The sequence below is a fragment of the Affinundibacterium seohonense genome (assembly GCF_014284305.1).
Taxonomy (GTDB): Bacteria; Pseudomonadota; Gammaproteobacteria; order Burkholderiales; family Burkholderiaceae_D; genus Undibacterium; species Undibacterium seohonense.
Genome location: NZ_JACOFW010000010.1, coordinates 95,957 through 119,642, shown reverse-complemented (window position 1 = coordinate 119,642; position 23,686 = coordinate 95,957). Strand labels below are relative to the sequence as shown.

Here is a 23,686-nt window from a genome sequence, read left to right as displayed (position 1 = left end):
AACAACGTCATCGTGCAACTCAAGCATCATCAGCATTTCCCTAATATCCCAAATATTATTCCGGACAGCAGTGTGCCTACGCAGGGATGACGCTAATACGTTCTAGGCTGACAGATCGTCATCCTACAAATTGACAGCTTTCTTCAAAACTAAAATACTTCTTGCTGATCATCATTTTGCTTAGCTGCCAGCAAATTCAACAAAGGCTGTTCACCCCAACGCCAGAACATCAATGGCGTTAAGATGGTATCGAGCAAGGTAGAGCTAATCAGTCCACCAAAAATCACTACCGCGACCGGATGCAAAATTTCTTTACCTGGCGCATCCGCTGAAACGAGTAATGGCATCAACGCAAACGCAGCAACTAAGGCGGTCATCAAGACAGGCGTCAGACGCTCTAGTGAACCACGAATAATCATCTCTTTGCCAAATTTTTCACCTTCAAACGCACACAAATTAATGTAATGGCTAATTTTCAAAATACCATTACGCGTTGAAATACCTGCCAAAGTGATGAAACCGACCAAAGCTGCGACCGACAAAGTTTGCCCCGCCAACCACAAGGCAATCACCGCTCCGACTAAGGCCAATGGAATATTCCCCATAATAATCATGGTCAAAGCAATCGAGCGATACCGACTATAAAGCACCAAGAACATCAAAGACAAAGACACCAAAGACAACAAGGCGATCAGATTTGACGCTTTTTCTTGCGCCTGAAATTGTCCTTCCAATGACGTCGAATAACCAACCGGTAAAGCTTTCGCCGCCAACTCTTCGCGTATATCTTGGATCACTTGGGTCATATCACGGCCATCCGTGTTGGCAGACAGTACGATGCGACGGCGTGAATTCTCGCGATTGATTTGATTCGGACCATCACTTTCTTCGACCTTTGCCAATTGCGATAAAGGTATGTGACCGCGTGGCGTTTCTATCAGCAATTGTTGCAAGGCTTGCAGATCGCGGCCATTTTCAGGCAAGCGCAACAACATATCAAAGCGGCGATTTCCTTCGATAATCTGCGTAATTTTTTCGCCTTCAATTTGCTGCTGCAAGCTGCGCAATAAGACGCCTGGCGCAATACCGTAACGCGCAGCTTGTTCGTAATCCACATGAATTTTGATCTGCGGAATCAAAACTTGCTTTTCGATTTGTAAATCAGTGATGCCAGGCACACGACCGAGACGCTCACGCAAATCATTGGCGATATTGCGCAAAGTATCGAGATCATCACCGACGACTTTCAAGGCGATTTGCGCACGTACACCAGACAGTAAGTGATCAAGGCGATGAGAAATCGGTTGTCCAACATTGCTATTCGCTGGCAAGACTTTCAGACGTTCGCGGATATCGTGAATAATCTCTTCACGACTACGCTTAGACTTTTTCAAATCCACATCCATCTCGCTGTAATGTACACCTTCGGCATGCTCATCCAACTCCGCACGACCTGTACGACGACCAACTTGTGTGACTTCTGGCACCGCCAACATCAATAGCTCTGCCAAGCTGCCTAGCCGATTCGATTCTTCCAAGGACGTGCCGGGATTGAGTACCAAATTGACCGTCAGTGTGCCTTCGTTAAACGCTGGAAGAAAAGCGCGTGGGAAAAATGGTACAGCGACCGCAGCCAAAATCACGGCGGCAACAGCAACGGCAAATAAGCTACGCACATGCTGAAAGGACCAATTCAACAGTCGTGTATCCCACTTCTTCAACCAAACCACCAGCGCGCTATCACCATGTCCAAGTTGCTTCATCTTTGGCAATAAGAAATAACAAAGGACGGGTGTGACCGTCATCGCTACTGCCATACTCGCGAGAATCGAGACCACGTACGCAATCCCAAGCGGCGTAAACAAACTGCCTTCAATACCAGGCAAAGCGAATAAGGGAACGAACACCAATACGACAATCACGGTTGCATACACAATGCCGCTGCGCACTTCACCAGAAGCACGCGAGATCACCTGCAAAACTGGTATCGGCTGCACTAACAAACTATTTTCTTTGAGGCGACGCAGAACGTTTTCTACGTCCACAACCGCATCATCGACTAACTCACCAATCGCAATCGCCAAGCCACCGAGCGTCATGGTGTTAATCGATAAGTCCAGATAACGGAAGACCAAAATCGTCGCCAACAAAGACAAAGGAATCGCCACCAAAGAAATAATCGTGGTGCGAATATTCAGTAAGAATAAGAACAATAAGATCGCCACCATGATGGCGCCATCACGTAAGGCGTCGTTGACGTTATCCAAAGAATTCTTAATAAAGTCAGCTTGGCGGAACAAAAATTGCGGCTGCTCTACGCCTTGCGGCAAATTCTTACCCAATTCCGCAATCGCACGTTCAACTTCGCGTGTGAGTTTGACGCTATCGGCTGTCGGTTGTTTTTGCACTGACAGAATCACGGCTGGCTTGCCTTTGTAACCGCCATCGCCACGCTTAAATGCAGGGGCAATCGCGACATCCGCGACTTGCTTCAATAAAATCGCCTGCCCTTGTTTCATCGCTACGACGACATTTTGCAAGTCTTCGATGCGACTGGTGCGACCAATTTGACGGATCAGATATTCACGCCCATTGGCTTCGGCGAAACCACCGCTCGTATTTGCGCCAAAATCTTTTAGTGCGGCTTCCACCTTGTCGAGTTCTATGCCCAATGACTGTAACTGCGCAGGCTTAATTTCAACCCGATACTGGCGCACTTCGCCGCCAATCGGCGTCACTTGCGCCACGCCGGGAATATTCAGCAAGCGTGGACGCATCACCCAATCCGCGTACTCACGCACTTGCATTGCCGAGGTGCTAGCTGCCGTGTTGGCATCGACACTAATTGGTAATGCGATCAATAAGATCTCGCCCATAATGGAGGAAATCGGTCCCATCTGCGGCGTGACTCCAGCAGGTAACTGTTCACGCACTAGGCTTAGACGTTCTGCAATCTGCTGACGATTGCGGTAGATATCCGTACCCCAATCGAACTCAACGTAGATAATCGATAGACCCACACCTGATACCGAGCGTACGCGCGTCACGCCGGGCATCCCGTTCATGGTTGACTCTAGAGGAAAGCTGACCAACTGCTCGACTTCTTCCGGTGCCATGCCGCCGGCTTCGGTCATCAAGGTCACCGTTGGTTTATTCAAATCGGGAAAGACGTCGACGGGCATCTGCCGCATACTGATCAAACCGTACACGATCAACAGAAGAGAAGCAGCGAGAACGATCAGCCTTTGGCGCAAGCTGGTGTTAATAATGAATTGGAACATGGGCTGCCTTCTTTACTTCACTTGCGCTAACAAACTCGCACCAGTAGTCACCACGCGTTCGTCATCTTTTAACCCCGAGATGATAGAAACACGTTCGCCATCCAGACTATGCGCCACCACTTTACGCTGTACAAAACGCTCTGCTTCGGTATGTACCCAGACGACCGATTCACCACCAGTCAGTTTAATCACCGAAGAATTCGGCACGGCAAATCCCGTCGTCAAGCGTTTGGTTTGAATAATGACTTTGATCGTCTGTCCGACCGCTACCGCAGTCGATTTACCCGACACGCGAAACAATAGAGGAATCGCCTGCTCACGCATTTGCTGACCACCACCGACAAAGTTGAGTGCTAAGCTGACAGGCGTATTCGCTGCAGCCGATGTCCGCTGTTGATTCCATGTCGCAGTCGCATTCGCAATGTCTGAGGTCAAAATGGGATCGTAGGCCAAGGCTTCCACCATCAAGCGATTCGGATCGATGATTTCGAACAGCGTTTCTTTCGCATCAAATACCTGCCCTGTGACCGCATTGGCTACACTGATAATGCCTGACACAGGCGCAATGAGAGCTTCACTTTTTGACAGACTAGATTCGACTGCAGCTTTACGTTTTTTCAGCGCTTCATAATCAAAACGCGCCGCTTCAACTGTGGCTTTCGGCAAGGCTTCTGCTAGTTGCTCATAGCGTTGAACCTTACGCTCTGCAATCGATAATTGCGAATCGATATCCGCCAGAATTGATTGACTGTTACCACGATCCAAGCTGCTCATCACCGGACGCAAATACGCCAACACTTGGCCTTTCGTCACGCGCTGCCCCAAACTAGGCAAACCCGATGGCCCCGTCTCAAGACGCCCTGGCTGACTCGCCTGCACCCGACCGCCCGCGTTCGGATCAGCCAACACTTTGCCATTGAGTTCTATGGTATTGGGTAATTCGGCTTGCTCAGTGAGAAGCGTGCGCAAAGCCAATTGTCTTTGCACGATCTTTGGAACGAACAAACTACCGTCGGATAAACGCTGAGCGGAAGTCGCATCTAAGATGCTTGGCTTGACGCTTGCGACTGCGCTAGATTTGGTCGCCGGTTTGGCTGGTTTTTTACTATGATCTTCATCGCCATGCGCTTGTGCCAGATTGAATTGCACAAGGAATAAGACTGGGAGAAAAACAGTAGAAAACTTCATTGTCGGTTTCAATAGAGATAGATTTTTCATGACTTATGCTCCCCAGCCTGAACGGCTTTGACGGCGTTTGAACATAACAGTCGCAGAAATCATGACGATCAATAACAAACCTAAAGCAATCCACCACCACGGCATGTGCTCTTCTGGATGATCGTGCGCTTCCTCGCTGAGATCGGGAATTTCTAGACTAGCGGTCATGACGTCACCGATTTCGCCTGCTTGTACCGAAATCGATAAAGGATATTTGCCGACTTTTTCCATCACCCCTTTCGCCAGTTCAATCACATACACACCCGGTGCAGTTTGCTTCGCGATTGCTTTCAAGCCGCCACCGCCCTCAACTTCAATCTGCGCATCCGCTACCTGACTATTGTCGGTAAAACGATCAAGATAAATGATCAGCGAGCGGCCTTGCAAGACGGCGACCAGTTCAAAGTCTTCAGTTTGCGCACTGGCACGCGGCGCCACTTGCGTGGTTGGTGCAGCAGGCGCTGCATGTTCATGGTCGTCATTGCCATGTGCGCTTGCCGTTCCGGCAGTATGCAAACTAAGCAACAATACAATCAGGGTAAAAAGAGACTTCAAAACACACTCCTTGCTGGTGTCGAATGAGGCTAGTGCCATGCTAAAAATAGCCGCCATTATCGCTTTCGCATCACTACAGTTAGCTGACCGCCAGATTACAAATCTGTAATCTACGTGGAGAGAGCTGGTGTTTATTGGGATTTAGTGGAATTTCGCAGGTAAAATTGGCAAAAATCGGAACCGCCAGCAAATGGCACCCTTGGCTCCCATAACAATGCACTCAAAAAACTAAGCCCGACATGAAAATCCTAATCGTTGAAGACGAACAAAAAACTGGCGATTACCTGAAACAAGGTTTGACCGAATTCGGCTTTAGCGTTGATCTCGCGCGCAATGGTTTAGATGGATTGCATTTAGCAAAATCAGGAGAATACGATTTGCTGATTTTGGATGTGATGCTACCCGAACTCAATGGTTGGCAGGTTTTAGAAGCACTACGTCGTCAAGGCTTACAAACACCCGTCTTATTTTTAACTGCAAAAGATCAAGTCGAAGACCGAGTCAAAGGTTTAGAACTCGGTGCCGACGACTATTTGGTCAAACCATTTGCCTTTTCTGAATTAGTCGCGCGCGTCAGAACTTTACTGCGTCGTGGTAAAAATCAAATTGAGTCAACTAACCTGCGGGTTGCTGATCTTGAATTAGATCTACTCAAACATCGCGTTACACGCAATGGACAACGCATAGAACTCACTGCGAAAGAGTTTTCTTTACTCGAACTTTTTATGCGCCGCCAAGGTGAAGTCTTAACGCGCTCACTGATCGCCTCGCAAGTATGGGACATGAATTTCGATAGCGACACCAACGTGATTGAGGTCGCCATGCGTCGCCTGCGTAGCAAAATCGATGACCACTTTGAACCCAAGTTAATTCATACACTACGCGGCATGGGTTATGTGCTTGAAGTGAAAGAAGTCTGATGCCTAGCCTCTCGCAACTCTCGCTCACCGCACGTTTAACACTCTTCTTCACCAGCTTGTCTTGTGTGGTCTTGCTTAGCTTGGGCTGGCTGATTGGCGCGTCGATTGACGAGCATTTTAAAGAACAAGATCATCATGCATTAAGCGGTAAATTAGAACTTGCGCAGCACATTATTGAGCGCGTAAATAGCGAACAAGATGTGCGCAATTTGGCGGATCAGCTCGGTGATGCCTTAGTTGGTCATCATGACTTGGTAATCACGATCTTAGATAATCAAAACAAGGTGATTTTGGCTTCTGAGATGGTGGAATTTCCAGCGCAATACTTGCAACAGGCAAAAACGCAAAGTCGCTCTACCCTGTTTTCTTGGGAAGCGAAAGGTGATCATTACCGTGGTCTGGTGAGTGTATTCAATACCAAAGATAAGCGATATGCGCCCATCACTGTGGCCATCGCAACGGATATCGCGCATCATCAAGAATTCATGGCGAGTTTTCGCAAGACTTTATGGCTATTCGTCTTTGTTGCCGCTTTGTTGACCGGCGTATTAGCCTGGTTTGCTGCGAGTCGTGGCTTACGCCCATTGCGCATCATGCGGGAGCGCGCTGCTAAAGTCACCGCCAGCAAATTGAATCAACGTCTATCGATCGAAGCCGTGCCACCTGAGTTGGCGGATTTGGCGCACAGCTTGAATCAAATGCTAGCAAGACTGGAAGAAGCCTTTCAACGTTTATCAGATTTTTCTTCTGATCTCGCGCATGAACTACGCACCCCAATCAGCAACTTAATGACGCAAACGCAAGTGTCCTTATCGCAAGCCCGCGATGCACAAAGTTATCGCGAAATTTTGGAATCGAACGCGGAAGAATACAGCCGTTTGGCACGCATGATCGCGGATATGTTGTTTCTGGCGAAAGCAGAAAATGGCTTAAGCTTAGTGAATGTTGAACAAGTCGATGTGGTGCGTGAACTCAAGGATTTATTTGAGTTTTATGAGGCACTCGCGGATGAAAGAAAAATCCATTTTGATCTGCAAGTCGATCAATCAAACGATGCAGGATCATTGATACAAGGTGATCGCTTGATGTTACGTCGAGCACTCAGCAACATCTTATCGAATGCTTTGCGCTACACACCTGAAGGCAAAAACATACGGGTACATCTGCAACAACAGTCCGCATATTTGGAAATCAAAATCTGCAATCCCGGCACCACCATTCCTGCGCATCATCTGAGTCGCATCTTTGAACGTTTTTATCGCGCCGATCATGCGCGTCAACATGCCGATGGTGAAGGTTCAGGTTTGGGCTTGGCGATTGTCAAAGCGATTATTGATGGGCATCGTGGGCAGATCACAGCATCTTCCTACAATCAACTCACTTGTTTTACGATTCATCTGCCGCAAGCCAATTAACAAAAAGCGTCTTGCGTATCAACCACAAGGCGCTTCATGTCGTGGCATCAAGCTAGTTTTACTGACTTAGGCGTTTCGCCAACGCATATAAAAATTGCTGGCCTTCATACAAGGATTTCACTGGCAAGCGTTCATTCAAACCATGCGCGTTAGAGCCTTCGGGATAATGAAACATCCCACTAACACCATACGTCCAAATCCCTGCATTGTTCAAAAACCGGCCATCAGTCCCGCCTGGTGACATCGTCGGCACCACCGGAATACCCGGCCACATTTGATTGGTGAGATCGGTCACGGCCTTCATCAATTCCGGATGTAAGGGTTGTGCTGGTGAGGCAGTAGCGACACCAACGGGCGTGATCTTAATTGCACTGTCTGCCAATACCGTTTGCATTATTGCTTGGGTCTGTTCTACCGTTTCACCCGGCAAGATACGGCAATTCACATTCGCTTGTGCGCGTTGTGGCAAAGCGTTAGCGGCGTGTCCAGCATTCACCATCGTGGCGACACAAGTCGTACGCAGACTAGCGTTATAAAATGGCGTGCTCGCACTTAAACGAGCTAAGGCTTCGGTATCGACCGGTTCGCGCAAGATCGCTTTCATATCCGCTGCGAGCTGACCACTTTCCAAAGTCGCCATGGTTTCAAAAAAACCTCGCGTGGTTGGCGTCAGGCGGAACGGAAACTCAAACTTGCCCAGACGCGACAAACCATCGGATAGTTGATAAATCGCATTGTCTTTACGCGGCACCGAACTATGTCCACCGGTGTTCGTCACTTCCAAACTAAAGCTTTGGAATATTTTCTCGCCCGCTTGGATGCCATGTCGCACTGGCTTGCCATGTTTATCTAAACTACCACTGCCGCCCTCATTCAAGGCCAGTTCGGCATCAATCAAATCACGATGATGTTTGAGTAAGTATTCAACACCATTGTGTTTAGCGGGCACTAATTCTTCATCGCAGGTGAGCGCCAAAATCAGGTCGCGGTTGGTCGTCAACCTTTCCTTCTTATAGCGCATCATATTGGCAACGAAGATCGCCGCCATCGCTTTGTCATCCGAGGCACCGCGTGCGTAGAAAAAACCGTCCTCTTCGATCAATTTAAACGGATCGCGTATCCAATCTTCACGCTTTGCTTCTACCACATCAATATGCGCCAACATCAGTAGTGGTTTTTTACTATTAGCTTTATCACTAGACGTTGCTTTCAATCTGGCGATGAGATTCCCTTTTTTGGGCGCATCGGGCGGCACAACGATGTGCATTTCAGCATCGCTATAGCCAGCCTTTTTCAAATGCTTCGCCATCGCTTTGGATGCCGCTGTGCAGCTACCGACAGAATTGGTGGTATTAATTTCGACCAATTCTTGATAAATCGCGCGCAATTGTTTTTGTTCGGGATTTAAGTTCTGCGCGTTGGCAAAGCTTGCGCCGCTACTAAGTGCAATGGCGACCAGTGTGCTGGTGATTTTGATGCGAGATTGAGGCATAGCAGATTCCTAGAAAATAAACGGCGACTGAACAAAAATGTCGTGAATGCAGATGGACTCAGAATGTAACATCATAGTTCCATGCAAAGACGCAATTACCTAGATTAACAACGAACGCCGGCATTTTAGCGAAGATTCCAATCCCGATTTTGGGCACTAAGACGCAAACCAAACCGTCACAATCAAGCCTTGTCCCGCCGCTTCACCAAGTTCCAATCGCGCATCATGGCTACGCACGATACCTTTCACGATCGATAATCCTAAGCCACTCCCAGAAGCACTGGCACCAGGCAAACGGAAGAAGCGCTCAAACACTTTCTCTCGCATCTCTTCAGGAATACCTGGGCCGCTATCACTTACACGCAAGAAAGCACGCCCATCGACGTTACCGCAAGCAAGTTCGATCTGACCGCCTACAGGCGTATAACGCACGGCATTGTCGAGCAAATTGCGTAGCATGATGGCCAACGTATCTGGGTTCATCAAACAAGATGCGGCTTGCAAATTGCATGTGAAATTTAGTTGTTTTCTTTCTGCGAGAAGGGCAAATTCAGGTACCTGTTTGGCTAAAAAATGTTGCAAATCATAAGTCTGCAATGCGGGATCACGCGCATCTTGCGGATCTAGTCTTGATAAAGTCATGAGCTGTCCGACCAAACGCGTAGCCCTATCAACACTAATGAGCAAACCCGCGGCGGCCTCGTCGCGTTCCGGATCATTTCGAGCGCGTTGGATCACTTGCAAATTCGCTTTAATCGCAGCCAGTGGCGTCCGCAATTCATGCGAGGCATTGGCAGTAAATCGCTGTTCCTGCTCCATCGCATGACTCACACGTTCAAACAAATGATTTAAAGCAGTGAGCAATGAATGCAATTCCACCGGCGCACCAGCCAGATCGACTTTTTCTAAATCATTTGGTGTACGTTGACTGACTTGATCTGCAGAATGTTGTAAAACGCGGAACAAGCGATTGATCATCCACCATATTGCGCCCGCCATCAGCGGCAACACCAAGACAGCAAAGAGTAACAATTTATAAGCGAATCGTCCGCTGATATCTTTACGGTGGCTGATCGGCTCGGCAATTTGAATTTGCAAACGATGCGGTGCATTCCAGATCGAGTAAGTACGCCACGGTTGTCCGTTCAATTGCGTCCAGCCAAAGCCGCTAGTCGTATCGGTGGTGAGTGGCGTTTCTGGCGCTGCATTATTTCGATACAGCAGGCGTTTTTGTGTATCCCAAATTTGAAATAGCAAATACTGACTGTGTTTTTCGACGTTCGACTCAGTCAAGGTATGCGCAGTGGATGCCAAACTCTCTTCAGCTTCATGATCTGCCAACGTCAATAACAGATGCGCGGTTTCAGCCAACGATTGATCGAACAATTCTTGGCTTTCTTGATCAGCTTCGATATACACCACGATGCCACTAAAGCCCCAGATAGACACCGTGATCGCCAATACAATCGCCAAGATCGAGCGACGTAGCGACCAGCCGTGGCCTTCTTTCATCGCCAAATTCTTTAGTTCAATCTTTTTTAAATCCATGTTTGTTTCACCCAATGTGACAACGTCACTTAGGCAACTCTGTCGCAATTTATTCTTTATCAATCACATAACCAACAGCATGCGAAGTACGAATCAGCTCTTTGCCCAACTTCTTACGCAAATGGTGGATATGCACTTGTATGGTATTGCTTTCGATTTCATCACCCCAGCTATACAGCGCTTGCTCAAGCTGATCTTTGCTAATAATTTGTCCGATGTGTTCAAACAAAATCTGCAGAATATTGAACTCGCGCGTCGTCAAGCTAATCGATTCACCATGCAATTTGACTTGTCTGGCGGCAGTATCAATTTCAACACCTCGATGGCTCAATACTTCACGGCTACGGCCAGCCAAACGACGCCGGACTGAGCGGATTCTGGCGGCAAGCTCATCTAAATCGTATGGCTTAACGATGAAATCATCCGCACCACTGTCTAGACCCATGATGCGATCAGGCACTTGATCTCTGGCGGTCAAAATCAAAATTGACTCATCAAAACCCGATGCACGTAATTTTTTAAGCAAAGACATGCCGTCCTGTCGCGGCAATCCCAAATCGAGGAGCAAACATTGATACTGATGCAGTCTGATCGAGATTTCAGCATCCTCTGCTGATTGCACCCAATCGACCGCATAGCCCGATTGATCCAAACCCAACTGGGTGGCGCGTCCTAATTGTGGATCATCTTCTACCAACAAAATACGCATGCTCTTCCTTAATATTATTTTGCCAACGATGCATCTTCCAAATACACATTTTTCCGGCTACAGCTCACTGAGTATTTGTCGATTAACAACAACGTACTGTTAAATTCACTTTTCTTAAATAATAAGCCTGACATGTTAAGGAGTTCTTAAGAACCAACAACTAGAATGGTTTCATCCTTTCCTCAATGAGACTATTATGCTTACTTTAATTCATCAAGAAAAACAATTTAGCAAGCTTCTACTCCTCAGCACACTTGGGTTCTTTGGTCTGGTACCAAACAGTGATGCGCAGACCAATGCGCAGATTCATATAAGCCAGCAGCAAATCACTCGCTCAGGAATTCGGATTGAAGCGGCAGTACCAGCCACGAACGGTGGCTTGGCCGCGAATGCGAACCTCGCAGACAAAGGATTGCGATTGTCAGGCACGGTTGTGGCCGCGACCTCTGCAACTCAGCTACTTAGCGCGGTCGTGAGCGGTGTGATTCAAACTATTCATGTCAATCCCTTGCAGGAAGTCAAAGCAGGAACGCCAATTGCGACTATCTTTAGCCAACAATTGATGGAAATGCAAAGAGAATATTTGCAATTAGCAACGCAAGCACAATTGGCACAAGATAAGGTGAATCGCGATGAGAACTTATTTAAAGAAGGCATTGTGTCACAGAGCCGACTTCAAGAAAGCCGCGCGCAAGCGATGCAAACGGAAGTTGCTGCGAGCGAGCGTCGCCAGAGTTTAAAGGCGGCAGGACTAAGTGATAACGCCTTAAAGCAATTGCTCAAAACCAGAAGTTTAATAACGACTACCGCGATTTATGCCAAATCAAAAGGGACAGTGCTGGATTTTCAGGCTCAGCTTGGACAACGAATCGAAGCCGGCATGCCGATCGCCAAACTCAGTGGCGATGCGCCATTTTGGATAGAATTCCAAGCTTCCAAAATTCAAGCGGTACAAATTCGTGTCGGTGACATGTTGCAAATCAAAGACTGCGGCAACGCTAAAGTCATGGCGATTTCACCGCAAATTGATGCAGGCAATCAGAGCATTATTATTCGTGCACAAGAAGTCAATCAGGCGAAACAAGCCTCATGCTTGCGCCTGAACCAATTTGTCGAAGCTAGCCATATTGGTCATCAGGCAGTCAAAAACAGTTATGGTGTGCCAGCGAATGCCTTGGTACGTAGTGGCAATCAGCAATATGTGTTTTTAAAAAACAATCAGGGTTTTGAGGCACTCGAAGTCAAAGTCGTTTCAGGCTCACCCGATAAAATTTGGCTGACAGGTAATTTCGGCAGCAATCCACAAATCGCGACGCAAGGTTTAGTCGTACTCAAAGGCGCATGGCTGGGGTTAGGTGCGGAAGGAGAAGATGCGCCAACACCTGCACCTGCTCCGGCCACCAAAGCAGCGAACAAGGGCGGCAATCAGAATGCAGCTCAGAACGCAACTCAGAACGCAGCTTCAGCAAGTGAGAAGAAATAATGTTAGCGCGCCTTATCGCCTTTTCCTTAGCTCAACGACTATTGGTTCTCGTTATTACGGTAGTCTTGATTGCGGCTGGCTTTCAAGCTTTTCATAATCTCCCCATCGACGCCTTTCCCGACGTATCGAGTACACAGGTAAAACTCATCATGAAGGCGCCTGGCATGACGCCGGAAGAAGTAGAAACGCGTATCGTCGCCCCGATAGAACAAGAACTACTCGGCATTCCGCACCAAGTGATTTTGCGCTCGCAATCCAAATATGCGCTGGCCGATATCACCTTGGATTTTGAAGATGGCACCGACGTCTATTGGGCGCGCCAGCAAGTCAATGAGCGCTTAAATGGTGTACTGAAAGATTTACCAGCTTCGGTCAGTGGCGGTCTGGCACCAATCACCACTCCGCTAGGCGAAATCTTCATGTTCACCATCGAAGGTCCATTGTCCTTGATGGAAAAACGCACCTTACTTGATTGGACAGTACGCCCGCAGCTACGCAACATTCCGGGCGTGGCAGACGTCAATACTTTAGGCGGTCTAGTCAAAAGCTTCGAAGTCATTCCCGATCCAGTTGCCTTAGCGGCGCGCAAGGTGTCTCTGCAACAATTACAAGATGCGCTCGAGAGTAATAATCGCAATGATGGTGCAGGTCGTTTGAATAGCGGCGAAGAATCCTTGCTAGTACGCAGTGACGGTAGCATTCGCAGCATCGACGATGTGCGTGCGATTACGATTGATCAACGCGGTGGTGTTGCGGTAAGAATTGGTGATGTCGCGACGGTGACGATCGGTCAATTAACCCGCTACGGCAGTGTGACGAAAGACGGCAAAAGTGAAGCGGTTCAAGGTTTGATTTTGGGAATGCGTGGCGCCAATGCACAAAAGGTAGTTGAACAAGTTAACCAACGTCTCAAACTCATAGAAAAAACGCTGCCACAAGGTACGACTATCAAGCCCTTCTATGATCGTGGTAACTTAGTTGAACGCGCAGTGAATACTGTCACCAAAGCATTAGCCGAAGCGACGATCTTAGTGGTGATCTTGCTTTATCTATTTTTGGGGAATGTGCGTTCCGCCTTAGTTGTTGCGTGCATCCTGCCACTCGCCGCGCTCGGCACCTTTTTATTGATGCGACAATTTGGACTTAGCGCCAACTTAATGTCATTGGGTGGTCTCGCCATCGCGATTGGTATGTTAGTTGACGCCGCTGTGGTCGTGGTGGAAAACATTGAGGCACATAGCGCTGATAAAGAGCGCCCCAATTTTTCTAAACTGCATATTATTTATCGTGCCGTACGCGAGGTCGCTGTGCCAGTAACTGCTGGTATGGTGGTCATCATGATCGTATTCTTACCGCTATTATCGCTACAAGGTTTAGAAGGCAAGTTGTTTGCGCCAGTGGCGATGACGATCACTTTTGCGATCGCTGCATCTTTAATTTTATCGCTCACGGTAATCCCGGTCTTAGCGTCTTTCATGATGGGGCAAGCACATCATGAACCACCATGGTTAGTACGTAAGCTAGAAGCAATGTATAAAAAATTACTGACGCTAGCGCTGCAAAACACGAAAAAAGTCATGCTGGCATCGGTGGTCGCTTTAATCGTCACCGCCGCTTTATTCCCCTTCATCGGCAAGTCTTTCATGCCGAGTTTGGATGAAGGCGACATCATTATGCAGATTGAAAAGCTCCCTTCGGTAAATTTGGATGAATCCACAAAACTCGACATGGCAATTCAAAAGCGGATCTTGGAAACCGTACCTGATGTGCTCAATGTGATTGCTCGCGTTGGTTCTGATGAATTGGGTTTGGATCCAATGGGTCTGAATGAGACCGATACCTTCTTGGTGTTGAAACCCCATGCTGAATGGAAAAGCAAAAGCAAAGAAGCCTTAATCGATCAATTACGCGCCGTCACGTCAGAATTTCCTGGTGTCAATTTCAGCTTCACACAGCCTATCGAAATGCGCACCTCAGAAATGTTATCTGGTGTGCGTGGCGATCTGGCGATTAAGATTTATGGCAGCAATAACCAGACACTGGCGAAACTTGCAGACAGCGTCGTTAAAACGGTGGAAGGCATACAAGGTAGTGAAGACGTTCTAACGATCAAAAATAGTGGCGTGCAATATTTACAGGTCGATATCAACCAAGAGGCTGCTGGTCGACTTGGTTTAAGCGTTGACCAGATTCAGCACGATTTACGCACCATGGTTGAGGGACGCCAATCTGGCATCGTGATTGAAGATGGTCGTCGTATTCCTTTGTTGCTGCGTGGTAGCTCGTATTTGCAGATGTCGGCCGATCTATTTCAACAAATCCGCCTGCCCATCGCAGACGGTACTTCGGTCGCCTTAAGTCAAGTCGCCGAACTAAAAATGGTTGATGGACCAGTCAAAATTGAACGCGAAAACTCCTCACGCGTGGTGGTAGTACGTGCAAACGTCCGCGGTCGTGATTTGGTTGGTTTTGTTGACGAAGCCAAAGCCAAAGTCGCTGCGCAGATCAAATTGCCGGAAGGATATCGCCTTTCTTGGGGTGGTCAATTTGAGAATCAGCAACGTGCGGCAGCGCGTCTTGGTGTGGTTGTACCGATTGCCCTGTCTTTGATTTTCTTCTTACTATTCGCCACACTCGGTACCGTCCGTCAATCCGTCTTGGTGTTTGTGAACATTCCATTCGCGATGTTAGGTGGCGTGATTGCATTGGCAGTGACCGGCGAATATTTATCAGTACCGGCATCGGTCGGCTTTATCGCACTCATGGGTATTGCGGTCTTGAATGGCTTGGTGATGATTACCTATTTCAACCAATTAGTCGCGCGTGGTGTACCGATTGATGAGGTGGTATCAGAAGGTGCTTTACGCCGCTTCCGGCCGGTCATGATGACTGCCAGCATCACCGCTTTCGGTTTAATTCCTTTATTACTCGCAACCGGACCAGGTTCAGAAATTCAACGACCACTTGCAATTGTTGTCATCGGTGGCTTGTTATCGGCGACTAGTTTGACACTCATCTTGTTGCCTATTTTGTTTAAACGCTTTGGTATTGCTCCACCAGAATCAGCGCGCGCGAGTGCCAATACCAATGCCAATACCAACACAGAATCAACGTCAGGTGATCAGCATGACTAATACTTCTACGCATCACAATATGGACAGTATGTTAACGCTAGCGATTCCGCTCAGTCTTACCGAAGAAATCTGTGATTTTCTTTTACTCAATCCGCAATGGGCTAGCGGCTTTTCAATTATCGATGCACAAGGTATGGGGCAAGGTGCGGCGCTCCTTACTGCGATTGAAAAAGTGCAAGGCCGTAGCAAGCGCAAACTCATCATGGTGGTTGGCGAACAAACACAATTAATGCAATTAGTCACAGCGCTAGGTGAAAAAATTAAGAATAGCGATGTCGCCTATTGGGTCACGCCAGTCAATAGTTTTGGGAGATTTTGATGTTCAACATAAAAGTAAAATCAGTGGCTCGTGTGTGCTTGGTCGCGACTGGACTGCTGGCTCTCCCCGTTCTAGCAAATGACGATCCACTATCCATATTGCCGCCTGACGCCATGGTCAGAAAGACTTTTGAAAAGATACCGCAACTTCGTGCTGGCAATATGGGAATCAATCTAGCAGGGAGTCAGAAATCACGACTAGAAGCCGGTCACTATGAGTGGACCGCAAGAGTCGGTATCAGTCGTCGCACCGACCAATTCGGTGAACGTTTTCGTGAGCAAGAATTTGCCTTAGAACGCCCTATCCGTTGGTTTGGCAAAGCGGATAAAGATCGCGCCATCGGCGATAAAGGGATTGAGATAGCAAAAGCCAGTTATGCCGATCAATGGCATGAGACCAGTCGTGCTTTACTGAAGGATTGGTTTGAAGTTATTCGTGAAAATTTCACACAACAACAATTGCGCCAACAACTTGAAATTGCGGAACAACTCAACGCGATTGCCATTAAACGCGTCAAGGCTGGGGATGCGGCGAAGTTTGAGCAGCTGTTTGCAGAAACCGAGCTACAACGCGTGCGAGCCTTGTTACAACAAACAGAGCAACGCGTCGAACTGGCAATACAAGCATTGCAAGCAAACTATCCAGGCTTGATTGTTCCAGTTACGTCATCACTTCCGCAACCAATTAATCTGAATGAGCAAGATGCAAAAAGCACAGAGCATTGGTTGGACAAAATTATGGAAGACAATCATGAACTTGAGCTTGCTCAAGCTGAAGCAGAATTTGTGGGATTGCAGGCAGCGCGGATTGATCAAGACAAAATGCCCGACCCAAGTTTAGGCATACGTTCAAGTCGAGAGCGTGATGGCCAAGAACGGGTTCTTGGTTTTACTATTTCTATGCCATTTCCTGGTGCGGCACGAAGCAGTGAGCGCAGCGCAGCATCGACAAAGGCGCAAATCGCCAACGAGAAATTGCAGCAAGTACAAACCAAGGTAAAGCTGATGGCAAGACAATCGATTACCGATAGTCAACGTACTTACACCACATGGAAAACCTTGGAAAGCTTGCACCAGCAAAGCCTGCAACAAGCCAATCTCATGCAGACTGCGTATCGACTTGGTGAAGTCGGTATCACAGATGCACTCAACACCAGAAAAATGGCGCTCGATGCAGCGATTGCTGCAGATACCGCACAAATCGACGCACTGGCCGCCTATGCCCGTCTGCATTTAGATGCGCATTTAATTTGGGCTTTAGATTAAATCGCGCTTGATCGTCATCCAATACGAAAATGCTCCAAGAATTTTAATCCATTCTTGGAGCATTTTTTATTTTCATTCGCTGACTTGACTGTTTTAAGTTGCTACCCGCCTTCGTCAAACTATCAAGCTAATTCATCACTTTGGACCATGCATTTCATGCATTCGCAGTATTTGCAGAGTTCAATGCAGCTTGTGCAGATTGCATAATCTCTTTACGGAACTGGAAGTGCATCCATACTAAAGATACGCACACTGTGCCATACAAAAGCATGAAGCAAGAGCTACGCACGCCAGTTAAATCGACCATCGCACCAAACATAATCGGCAAGACAAAGCCACCAAGACCACCAGCCAAACCCACCACGCCCGATACCGCACCGATATTGTGGGTGTACTCATCTGAGATAAATTTGAACACGGATGCTTTACCGACCGCCATCGCAATACCAACAACAAATAACAAACTAGTGAAAATGATGGGCGTCAACGCGATGTTAAATACCTGTGGTCCCGTCACTGTTTTGATCGTGAATTCAGTCTGAGGATAAGACAACAAGAAGAACGACACCCAGCATACCCACATCACCCACCAAGTTACTTTGTACGCACCATATTTATCCGATAACCAACCACCAAAAGCACGCAATACGCCACCCGGCAAAGAGAAGCAGGCAGCCAGCAAAGCAGCGTCCTTCATATCAAAATCGTATTCAGTCACATAGTATTTCACCATCCACAAACTCAAACCAACGTATCCACCAAACACTACGGAATAATACTGACAATACCGCCAAACTTTAGGATCTTTGAGCATCTTCAATTGTTCCGCGAAACTCGCGGTGGATTTCACATTGTGACTAGGATCGGTAGACGAAAACGCCCAGAAAATCAGCGCTGCAGCCAACATCATCACAGCGTATACCTTCGGCACCATCACCCAACCAGCGGACGCAATAATCGCTGGTGCAATAAATTTATTCACTGCAGCACCCGAGTTACCAGCACCAAAGATACCCATCGCTAAGCCCTGACGGTCTTTTTTAAACCAGCGCGCGACATACGGCGTACCGACTGAGAAAGAACCACCAGCCAATCCAACGAAAAGGCCTAAAACCAAAAAGTGCCAATACGCTGTTGCGTAACTGATCAGATAAATTGGAATCACGGTACTGATCATCAGCAGAAATAAGACGATGCGACCACCGAATCGATCGGTCCAAATACCTAGCGGTACGCGGATTAAAGAGCCGGTCAAGACCGGCATCGCGGTGAGCAAGCCAAATTGGGTTTCGTTCAATCCCAAAGACTTTTTAATTGGGATTCCGATGACACCAAACATCATCCAAATCGTGAAGCAGATGGTGAAAGCCAGTGTACTGGCGCCCAGTACCGAATTGGCTTTGCCAGAACTATTTACCTGCGTAGTCATTATTTACTCCCTTAACTATTATCAGTGCTGTCAGCTTAGGGGAGTTTCACCAAATGAGAAATTCGTCTGAAGTAGGTAAAGGACTAGGCTGTTCAGGCTAGGGATACGCCAAAAGAACTAGGCTAGATTTTTATACAGACACTAAGAGTGTTAAACTATCGCCTGCGAAACAGTTCTTCATAAGAAAATCACAATGAATCAAAACCTCAGCATCGACGAATATGATGCATTAGAACAAATCACTAAATTACCAAGAGGCGCGCGCCCTAATGCCTGCATCTCACGTAATTCCAAACGTTTAGTCGGTATCAAATTAATTGCGCATAAGCGTGATGGTAGTTTTGAGTTAACCGACAATGGGAAACAAGTTTTATTTATCAAACAATGTATTGATGGATTGCGTGCCATTGCAGCGAATCCCGATTTTATCTTGAGTGGTCCAGTCGCGACTTTCTTAGGTAAAAAAGCGCATATTGAAGTGGATGCCACGAGCGGCAAAAATGTGATTACCGCGCGAGGCTTAGAATGTTTGGCGGATATTGAAGCGACCAACGCCTCTTCGAAAAAATACTAAGTTTGGCTCTTTGAGTTTTGGCGCTGACTCAACAGGTAAGCGCCAAGCATCGCCACTACGGCAAACGCAGCCCACAGCCAATTCCCAAAACGGATATACGGCGTCAACCCACGCATCCCTTGCACTTGTCCTGTCAAGGTACCGCGCGTCAATGTATCCAAGCGCGCCACGACTTGACCGCGCGCATCGATGATCGCTGTTGCGCCGGTATTCGTCGAACGCAACATAGGACGACCAGTTTCCAAACTACGCATTTGTGAAATTTGCAGATGCTGAGGAATGGCAATCGAATCGCCATACCAAGCAAGATTCGACACATTCAATAAAATATTTGCGGCGCCCTGTTTGGTCTCAGCTTGCGCGCGTAATTGTTGGGCGATCTCTTCGCCGAACAAATCTTCATAACAAATATTTGGCATGACCCATTGATCTTTGACCGCCATCGCGGCTTGTACTACGCCCGGGTTTTGATACTCGCCCAGCGGAATATGCATCATATCGACGAACCAACGAAAACCGAACGGGACGTATTCACCAAATGGCACCAAATGATGCTTATCATATCGATAGGGATCACCTCCCAAACCAATCACACTGTTCGAGTATCGATAATTGCCATCATCACTCACCACACCAAGCATCAAACGACTATCCGTTTGTCTGGCAAAATCTTGTAGTCGCGGCAAATAATTAGGCGGCAACTCGGTCACAAAAATAGGTAAAGCTGTCTCAGGTATCGCGATCAAATCTGCGGACTTCTCTGTGATTAAATCCGCATACATACGTAAAGTTTCGTCCAGAAAACTCGGCGTAAACTTAATGCCTTGATCGATATTCCCTTGCGCCAAACGGACACTAATCGGCTTACCATTCGCCTCAGTCCACGCAATTTGGCGCAATGCAAAGCCACCGCTTAACACCACCAAGAAACCAATACTAGCAACTAGACGCAAAGACTTATGCAGGATAATCAGAGCAATGCAAGCAGACGCCAACATCGCCACGCCACCTAGACCATAGACACCAAATACTGGCGCATAGCCTGCCAGCGGACTCACATTGTGCGCATAGCCAATCGACACCCAAGGAAAGCCCGTAAATAAATGTCCACGTAAGAATTCGCTTGCGGCCCAAGCGACCGGAAACAAAATCAAGGCGCTGAGGGCATCGTTGGTCTTCCACTTCTTACGAAGAAATTGAACGGCGACAAAACAGAATGCTGGGAAAATCGCCATGAAGGCTGCCAATAGCATGAGCGCAATGACACTCAAAGCGAAGGGCATGCCACCGTAGCGCGACATCGCCACTACCAACCAACAAACACCCAAAACAAAGGTACCAAAGCCGTAACTTAAGCCGAGAACAGCGGTCTGTTTCTTACTCCACTCAGGGTGCGATATCAGCATCGATATCACTATTGCAGCACTGAATAATTGTATTGGCCAAATGAAAAAAGGGGCGAATGAAAGAACATTCAAAGCCCCTAATAGCAATGCCACGAGACTAGCCCGTGGCAACGAGAGTTTTTGCAACCAAGAATTTACAACGATCATGCCAGCTCAGTCTTCCGCGCTATAACTAGCACTGCGCTTTTCAACCAAGACAATTTGCACTTGGCGCGCGTCAGCTCGCAAGACTTCAAAATACAATTGGCCGATATTGAATTCATCGCCTTTGTGCGGCACGCGTTGCAAATGATTCGTGATGAAGCCACCAACGGTATCGGCATCTGCATCGGTAAATTCAGTACCAATAACTTCATTGAATTGCTCAATTTCCGTTAAGCCTTTTACACGCCAGCGTTTGCCATTACCCTGATTTTCTAGGACGATGATGTTATCTTCCTCTTCGTCAAAGTCATATTCATCTTCGATGTCGCCGACGATTTGTTCTAACACGTCTTCAATCGTAATCAATCCAGCAACCGCACCATATTCATCGACCACCATCGCCATGTGATTACGATTTGCACGGAAATCACGCAACAAAATATTCAAACGTTTTGATTCAGGAATATAGACAACTGGGCGTAGCATCTTGAGTACATCGAAGCTCTCCTCCGCATAGTAACGCAGCAGATCTTTCGCCAACAAAATACCAACGACTTTATCACGGTCGCCATCGACTGCTGGAAAACGCGAGTGTGCTGTTTCCAGCACTTCTGGTATCCATTCAGCTATCGGCTTGGAAACATCCACCACATCCATTTGCGAACGCGGCACCATGATGTCACGGGCAGATAAATCGGAGACTTGAAAAACCCCTTCGATCATTGCCAAGGCATCGGCATCGATCAAATTACGTTCTTGCGCGTCGTGCAGGACTTCTAACAGCTCTTCGCGGTTTTCGGGTTCAGGAGAAATTAAGGCGGTCAATCGTTCAAACAATGACCTGTGTGGTTTAAGGTCAGATGGTCTGACCTTACTAGAGTGCTCTTGCATAATGGGCTTAACGCCGTTGTTTCAATCCTACAGGATACAACATCTGCGCGGTTTTCCCAAATTTTGGCCGCATTTTCTCAGGAAAACCACGTCTCAAGTTCAAGAATCTGGCTATACAAAAAGGAACTTATCCATAAAACATAAATACAATTCAAACACTTAGCACGACTATTTCACCTAAAACAGTCAAATTCTTTATACTGCCAATTTCTGTACGCAATCCTCAATAACATGCATCAATTCTTCCAAGAATATCCGCTTGAGAGTTTTTTCATCTCCTACTACCTCATTCTGAATCTAATCTGCTTCTGGCTATATGGCTGGGACAAGGCAGCGGCACGTACAAAAAAACCCCGCATCGCAGAGAAAACCTTGCATGGCTACACATTCGCTGGTGGTGCTATTGGTGCCTTAGTTGCACAGTCTTTTTTCCGACACAAGACACAGAAAGCATTTTTCAAATGGTTTAGCTGGTTTTGTTTTGGCTTGCATGTTGCACTACTTTTCTTGCTCTTCGGTTCCACAGGAATTTTCAGTGATTGAAAAAGCTAAAACTGAGACTTTCAAGGCGCACATGCTTCACGGTTCCTCGGCATTGAGCGCCTTTCGAAGACGAATGCATCGAATCTAATAGCGCAACAAAGTGTACGAAGGACTGGCATTTTTGTTCAGTGTCACGATGATTAGACGATCATATTCATCATCCGCAACTGGTTTCACATCGGTGATCCCCATACCTTTCAAAATATCGAGCAAGGTGTTTGAGTGTCCGACCACCAAAGTATTCACATCTGCCGCCAACAGAGTTTTTCCAAAACTCGCAGATTCTTTCGCGGCATACTGTGTGACCGACAATTGACGCACATCCGCTAAAGGTGCCGCCGTCATCTGCGTGCGCTGAAATTCGGTCGCATAAACACGTTTGATATCCGCATCACGCAAATGCAGCGCCAAATTGATTGCACGCTGCTTGCCCTTCAAACTTAAAAGTGGATCTCGACTTTCGTCAACTTTCTCAGCGTGACGCACAATCACGATGGTTTGCGACCAAGCTACCGCACTTATCTGAAAGGCCAAGATCAATAGGAATGCGCGTAAGATATTTTTCATTTCTTTCTCTTTTCAAGGATTTTCAACTGTCGATTAGCCGTCATAAAAGACACTTCATGAGATTATAAACAGCTCACGTACATCAAACACAAAAAATTACATAACAATAAAAAATTATCGATAAACGATAATTTTTAATTGCTTTTCATATTTTTACTTCATACAATACGCACATCGAGAAACCAATTCAGGAGCGATGTATGAACTTAGAACGCAACAAACGTATTGCTGCATTTCGCAAAATTAGTGGATATTTGCTTTGGTTATTTACGCCATTACTTACCCTTGCGTATTTAGGCGGCATTGCTGGCCTCCTTGCTCTAATCTCTGTAGACTCTGGCAACATTGACCTTCAACAAAGCATTATTAAATTGATAGACGATCCCAATCAACTTGGCGAGTTCTTCAAGCCAGGAATCACTTTAACTGCAAGGATTTTTCTGCTTATTTTTCTAGGGCTATTCCTCGCTCCTTTAATCTACATCCTTACCCATGTTCAAAATTTAGTTCAATGTTTCCACTCAGGTGATGTTTTCAATGCGCGCGCACTTAACCATGCTCGCAAGGCATATCGCGTGAATTTTTACTTCTCATGGATCGCCATACTCGTCCATTTCCTTGCAATTTGTTTTGTCGCATCTCAACTCGATAATGGCAATGGCGAGCGTTTTTTGAATTGGTGTTACTTGTCTGGAATCACGCTAATCGATCTCGGTTTCTATAGCCTGATCCTATGGGCCCTGGAAATCGGCACCGATCTCAACGAAGAAGCCGAACTCACCATTTAAGGAAA

General features: G+C 47.1%; 19 protein-coding genes. 9 read left to right on the top strand and 10 right to left on the bottom strand.

Annotation, left to right across the window (positions count from 1 at the left end):
- Window positions 1–149: 149 nt before the first annotated feature.
- From H8K52_RS10905 to H8K52_RS10895, 3 genes are read right to left on the bottom strand one after another with little or no spacing between them, the layout of a single operon-like run.
- A complete protein-coding gene (locus H8K52_RS10905) occupies window positions 150–3,281 on the bottom strand; it encodes an efflux RND transporter permease subunit (protein ID WP_186922928.1) in 3,132 nt (1,043 codons plus the stop codon).
- Window positions 3,282–3,293: 12 nt separating this feature from the next.
- The gene (locus H8K52_RS10900) at window positions 3,294–4,499 is read right to left on the bottom strand and encodes an efflux RND transporter periplasmic adaptor subunit (RefSeq protein WP_186922927.1); all 1,206 of its coding nucleotides are present in this window, start codon (window positions 4,497–4,499) and stop codon (window positions 3,294–3,296) included.
- A gap of 3 nt (window positions 4,500–4,502) precedes the next feature.
- Entirely contained in the window at window positions 4,503–5,054 is a 552-nt protein-coding gene (locus tag H8K52_RS10895; RefSeq protein ID WP_186922926.1) for a hypothetical protein, read from the bottom strand.
- Window positions 5,055–5,293: 239 nt separating this feature from the next.
- On the opposite strand from H8K52_RS10895, the gene H8K52_RS10890 reads away from it, so the two are divergent.
- Both H8K52_RS10890 and H8K52_RS10885 read left to right on the top strand, forming a co-directional pair.
- Window positions 5,294–5,974, top strand: coding sequence for a heavy metal response regulator transcription factor (locus H8K52_RS10890; RefSeq protein WP_186922925.1), 681 nt, complete (start codon window positions 5,294–5,296; stop codon window positions 5,972–5,974).
- Complete coding sequence (locus tag H8K52_RS10885; RefSeq protein WP_186922924.1) at window positions 5,974–7,389, top strand: heavy metal sensor histidine kinase; 1,416 nt, start codon at window positions 5,974–5,976, stop codon at window positions 7,387–7,389. Before H8K52_RS10890 ends, H8K52_RS10885 begins: the two co-directional genes overlap by 1 nt.
- Before the next feature lie 58 nt (window positions 7,390–7,447).
- Here H8K52_RS10885 and H8K52_RS10880 read toward each other — a convergent pair whose 3' ends face one another.
- From H8K52_RS10880 to H8K52_RS10870, 3 genes are all read right to left on the bottom strand, one after another.
- Window positions 7,448–8,881, bottom strand: coding sequence for a M20/M25/M40 family metallo-hydrolase (locus tag H8K52_RS10880; protein WP_186922923.1), 1,434 nt, complete (start codon window positions 8,879–8,881; stop codon window positions 7,448–7,450).
- A gap of 156 nt (window positions 8,882–9,037) precedes the next feature.
- Complete coding sequence (locus H8K52_RS10875; protein WP_246464448.1) at window positions 9,038–10,429, bottom strand: ATP-binding protein; 1,392 nt, start codon at window positions 10,427–10,429, stop codon at window positions 9,038–9,040.
- 49 nt (window positions 10,430–10,478) lie between these two features.
- Window positions 10,479–11,138 carry a response regulator gene (locus tag H8K52_RS10870; RefSeq protein ID WP_186922922.1) on the bottom strand — a complete coding sequence of 220 codons (660 nt, stop codon included), beginning with the start codon at window positions 11,136–11,138 and terminating at the stop codon, window positions 10,479–10,481.
- Window positions 11,139–11,334: 196 nt separating this feature from the next.
- On the opposite strand from H8K52_RS10870, the gene H8K52_RS10865 reads away from it, so the two are divergent.
- Genes H8K52_RS10865 through H8K52_RS10850 form a run of 4 tightly spaced genes read left to right on the top strand, consistent with a single transcriptional unit; the run spans window position 11,335 to window position 17,339 of the window.
- The gene (locus H8K52_RS10865; protein WP_186922921.1) at window positions 11,335–12,621 is read left to right on the top strand and encodes an efflux RND transporter periplasmic adaptor subunit; all 1,287 of its coding nucleotides are present in this window, start codon (window positions 11,335–11,337) and stop codon (window positions 12,619–12,621) included.
- Complete coding sequence (locus H8K52_RS10860; RefSeq protein WP_186922920.1) at window positions 12,621–15,755, top strand: efflux RND transporter permease subunit; 3,135 nt, start codon at window positions 12,621–12,623, stop codon at window positions 15,753–15,755. Before H8K52_RS10865 ends, H8K52_RS10860 begins: the two co-directional genes overlap by 1 nt.
- Window positions 15,748–16,074: a DUF3240 family protein gene (locus H8K52_RS10855; protein ID WP_186922919.1), complete on the top strand. Its 327-nt coding sequence runs from the start codon at window positions 15,748–15,750 to the stop codon at window positions 16,072–16,074. The genes H8K52_RS10860 and H8K52_RS10855 overlap by 8 nt, the downstream gene beginning before the upstream one ends.
- The gene (locus H8K52_RS10850) at window positions 16,074–17,339 is read left to right on the top strand and encodes a TolC family protein (protein ID WP_186922918.1); all 1,266 of its coding nucleotides are present in this window, start codon (window positions 16,074–16,076) and stop codon (window positions 17,337–17,339) included. The genes H8K52_RS10855 and H8K52_RS10850 overlap by 1 nt, the downstream gene beginning before the upstream one ends.
- A 154-nt stretch (window positions 17,340–17,493) precedes the next feature.
- Here the strand turns inward: H8K52_RS10850 and H8K52_RS10845 are convergent, their stop codons facing one another.
- A complete protein-coding gene (locus tag H8K52_RS10845) occupies window positions 17,494–18,768 on the bottom strand; it encodes an MFS transporter (protein WP_186922917.1) in 1,275 nt (424 codons plus the stop codon).
- 193 nt (window positions 18,769–18,961) lie between these two features.
- Here H8K52_RS10845 and H8K52_RS10840 point away from each other — a divergent pair, with 193 nt between their 5' ends.
- Entirely contained in the window at window positions 18,962–19,342 is a 381-nt protein-coding gene (locus H8K52_RS10840) for a hypothetical protein (RefSeq protein ID WP_186922916.1), read from the top strand.
- On the opposite strand, the gene lnt is transcribed toward H8K52_RS10840, so the two are convergent.
- Together lnt and H8K52_RS10830 are read right to left on the bottom strand one after the other, a co-directional pair.
- Window positions 19,339–20,895: an apolipoprotein N-acyltransferase gene (lnt, locus tag H8K52_RS10835; protein ID WP_186922915.1), complete on the bottom strand. Its 1,557-nt coding sequence runs from the start codon at window positions 20,893–20,895 to the stop codon at window positions 19,339–19,341. The genes H8K52_RS10840 and lnt overlap by 4 nt on opposite strands.
- A 6-nt stretch (window positions 20,896–20,901) precedes the next feature.
- Window positions 20,902–21,783 carry an HlyC/CorC family transporter gene (locus H8K52_RS10830; RefSeq protein WP_186922914.1) on the bottom strand — a complete coding sequence of 294 codons (882 nt, stop codon included), beginning with the start codon at window positions 21,781–21,783 and terminating at the stop codon, window positions 20,902–20,904.
- A gap of 231 nt (window positions 21,784–22,014) precedes the next feature.
- Here H8K52_RS10830 and H8K52_RS10825 point away from each other — a divergent pair, with 231 nt between their 5' ends.
- Window positions 22,015–22,326: a DUF1294 domain-containing protein gene (locus H8K52_RS10825; protein WP_186922913.1), complete on the top strand. Its 312-nt coding sequence runs from the start codon at window positions 22,015–22,017 to the stop codon at window positions 22,324–22,326.
- 84 nt (window positions 22,327–22,410) lie between these two features.
- On the opposite strand, the gene H8K52_RS10820 is transcribed toward H8K52_RS10825, so the two are convergent.
- Entirely contained in the window at window positions 22,411–22,893 is a 483-nt protein-coding gene (locus tag H8K52_RS10820; protein WP_186922912.1) for a histidine phosphatase family protein, read from the bottom strand.
- A gap of 200 nt (window positions 22,894–23,093) precedes the next feature.
- Here H8K52_RS10820 and H8K52_RS10815 point away from each other — a divergent pair, with 200 nt between their 5' ends.
- A complete protein-coding gene (locus tag H8K52_RS10815) occupies window positions 23,094–23,681 on the top strand; it encodes a hypothetical protein (RefSeq protein WP_186922911.1) in 588 nt (195 codons plus the stop codon).
- Window positions 23,682–23,686 lie beyond the last annotated feature (5 nt).